Origin of the sequence: Protofrankia sp. CiT1 (assembly GCF_917627335.1) — a bacterium.
GTDB lineage: Bacteria > Actinomycetota > Actinomycetes > Frankiales > Frankiaceae > Protofrankia.
Genome location: NZ_CAKJTP010000032.1, coordinates 39,902 through 42,996 on the forward strand (window position 1 = coordinate 39,902; position 3,095 = coordinate 42,996).

Annotated in this window: 3 protein-coding genes; all 3 read right to left on the bottom strand. The window is 64.8% G+C overall.

Translation table 11 applies throughout. The annotated features are described in order from the left end of the window. Positions 1 to 53: 53 nt before the first annotated feature. Genes MJ785_RS08125 through MJ785_RS22205 form a run of 3 tightly spaced genes read right to left on the bottom strand, consistent with a single transcriptional unit; the run spans position 54 to position 3,048 of the window. On the bottom strand, positions 54 to 1,271 hold the full coding sequence (locus tag MJ785_RS08125; protein WP_239380313.1) for an FAD-binding oxidoreductase: 1,218 nt from the start codon (positions 1,269 to 1,271) through the stop codon (positions 54 to 56). After that, positions 1,268 to 2,704 carry an NAD(P)/FAD-dependent oxidoreductase gene (locus MJ785_RS08130; protein WP_239405471.1) on the bottom strand — a complete coding sequence of 479 codons (1,437 nt, stop codon included), beginning with the start codon at positions 2,702 to 2,704 and terminating at the stop codon, positions 1,268 to 1,270. Before MJ785_RS08130 ends, MJ785_RS08125 begins: the two co-directional genes overlap by 4 nt. After that, positions 2,701 to 3,048 carry a (2Fe-2S)-binding protein gene (locus tag MJ785_RS22205; protein ID WP_370652897.1) on the bottom strand — a complete coding sequence of 116 codons (348 nt, stop codon included), beginning with the start codon at positions 3,046 to 3,048 and terminating at the stop codon, positions 2,701 to 2,703. The genes MJ785_RS08130 and MJ785_RS22205 overlap by 4 nt, the downstream gene beginning before the upstream one ends. Positions 3,049 to 3,095: the final 47 nt, after the last annotated feature.

Here is a 3,095-nt window from a genome sequence, read left to right on the forward strand (position 1 = left end):
TGGCCACGGTCTGGGCAGGAGCACCCCACCCAGACCCCCAACACCACCCACCCTCACACACCCCCCACAGCCACCTCACCACCAACCGCCACCTTAGGCCCATCAAACCGAGACAACAAAAACGGCTCAACCGGATACGAAGGACCCTCACCCCCCGCCAACTCAGCAACCAACAAACCCGTCAAAGGCGCATTCACAATACCCGTACGAAAATGACCACACGCATTAAGATACCCAGCCAGACCCGCCACCGGCCCCAAAATAGGAAGCTCATCAGGCGACCCCGGCCGCAACCCACACCACACACGCTTCGCCGCCACATGCACAAGCCCAGGAACAGCCCGCACCGCCCCCGCCGACAACGCCCGAGTCGCCCCCACCGTAGTACTCACATCAAACCCCACATACTCCGTCGTACTACCAATAATAATCTCACCATGCTGCTTCTGCGCAAGATAACAATCAGTCGTGGACACACAACTCGTCAACACCCGCGGCAACGTCTCCGTACACACGATCTGACCCCGCACAGGCATAACCGGCACCTCAACCCCCACCATCTCCCCCACCTGACCCGCCCACGCACCCGCCGCGTTCACCAACACCTCACACCCAATACTCATCGTCGGCGTCTCCACACCCACCACCCGGGAACCCGCCACCACCACCCGCGTCACCTCGGTATGCGCCAGAACCCGCGCCCCCCGCGCCCGCGCACCCGCACGCAACGCATCAGCAAACTTATACGGATTCAACTGATCATCACCGTGGAAACGCAACGCGCCACGCACCCGACGCGTCACCGCAGGCTCCGCAACAGCCAACTCACTCGCCGTCAACCACTCAAACAGATGCCGCTGCTCAGGATAATCCTCCCACAAAGCCTGCGCATAAGCCTCATCACTCTCGTCATACATAACAAACAACAACGACGTACGCTCAAACTCGATATCAATAGCAGTATCCGCACGCAGGTCCCGCGCCAGCCCAGGAACCATCGCGTTCGACCGCAACGCAAACTCCAAGAAACTCTCCGGGAGCCGCTCCGGACCATGACCACCCGCGCCCCGGGCCTTCGCGAAAATAACACCACACCCCAAACCAACCGACTCCCCCATCGGCCACAACCCACCCGCCGACGCCGACGTCGCCCGCCCCCGCCGCGGACTATCCACCAACGTGACATCCAACCCCCGCACGGCCGCGAAATACGCCACCGCACAACCAATCACGCCACCCCCCACAACCACCACCGTGGACCGACTGTTCATGACGCCTCCCCTTCCGGACCAGCCAACACACCCAACGTGACCTGCTTGACAGGCGGCCGCGGATGAATCCGCCCCACCGCCCCCGGCACACACCCCGTCGCGGCACACACCAATCCCGCCGCCGACGGCGCACAATTCCGCCCCTGACACGCACCCATACCCAGCCGCGTCAACAACTTCACCGCCTGAAGATCACGGGCTCCTTCCCCAACCGCGGCAACGACCTCCGCCCGGCTCACTTCCTCACAGCGACACACCACCGTCGCCTCCGCCGCCAGCCCATACACCCCCGGACGCACCACAGACAACGCATCAAGCCTGTCACGCACAGCCATCAACGTCCGTAACCGCCGCACCGGCACACGCCGACGCCGATCCGCCTCCCGCGCACTCAACACCCCCCACCGCTGCGCCACCGTGATACCCGCGACCCGCCCCTCCTCCACCGCGACCTGGGAACCCGCCACCCCCGCCCCATCACCCACCGCAAACACCCGAGGCACACTCGTCGCCATCATCGCGTCACGCACAGGCACCCACCCCCCGGCCGTATCCCGATACACAAGCTCACAACCAGCCAACTCACTGAGCTCCGCGTTCGGCACAAAACCAAAACCCACCACAAGAAGATCAGCAGCGGTGTGCTGTTCCCGGCCACGAACCGGCTGCCACCCCGCCGCGGTCACCGGACCATAGGTCACACGCTGAACCTGACCATCACCCTCCGCAGCGAACACCGTGTGGTTATACAGCAGCGGAATACCCGCCCGATACAACCCAAGACGGTAACGCGCAGCATCCACAAGAAGACCCCCATGCCGCCACGCCACCGCAGCACTACCCACGGTAAAAGCCGACCGGCCGGCCTCCAACACCGCACCCACCCGCACCCCCGCACGATGCAGCTGATTAGCCACCACCAGCAACAACGGCCCCGTACCCGCGACCACCGCCCGCTCACCCGGACGCACCCGCATAGCCTTCATCAAGACCTGCGCCCCACCCGCGGTCAACACACCCGGCAACGTCCACCCCGGAAACGGCACCGGCCGGTCATAAGCACCCGTCGCCACCACCAGAAAATCCGCGGTGACCTGCCGACTGCCCCCAACCCCGGACGCACACACCACCCGAGGCCCTTCCCCAATATCAATCACACTGGTCCCGGACCAGACCTCCACCCGCCCCGCGACCCGGTCAAACGCGGCCCGTAACCGCTGACCACGCTGATAATCACGGCCACCCCCCGCACCACCCCCCACCCCGAACGCGGCAGGGAGCTGCCGGTAGATCTGCCCCCCCAACCGCGGCGCCTCATCAATCAACAAACACCGCAGACCCGCCCGCGCCGCCTCCGTCACAGCCGCGATCCCCGCCGGCCCACCCCCGACCACGACCACCGGCCACGAACCCACCTCCACCCGACCTGTCATCGCTCCTCCACCCGGCCAGACTCCACCCGGCCAGACCCTGCCCACAGACCATGACCATGCCGAGTCGTGACCTCCATACCGTCACGGACCGCCGTCACACACGTCCGAACCGCACGCTGCCCATCGATCGTCATCACACAGTCGAAACACAACCCGATACCGCAGTACATCCCCCGCTGTTCCCCAGCCCGTGCTGTCACACGTAAACCACGCCGACCAGCAGCGAGTAAGGAAGCAGCCACGCTCTCACCCTCGAACGCGAGCACCGGTAACCCATCCACAACGATCTGCACACGTTGCCCCCGGCTGACACCGGACAATCTCCGATCATTGGTAACGCTCACTGTCCCGTCCTCTCCTGTCCCAGACCGGCTGTCCCCTCGACACCGGC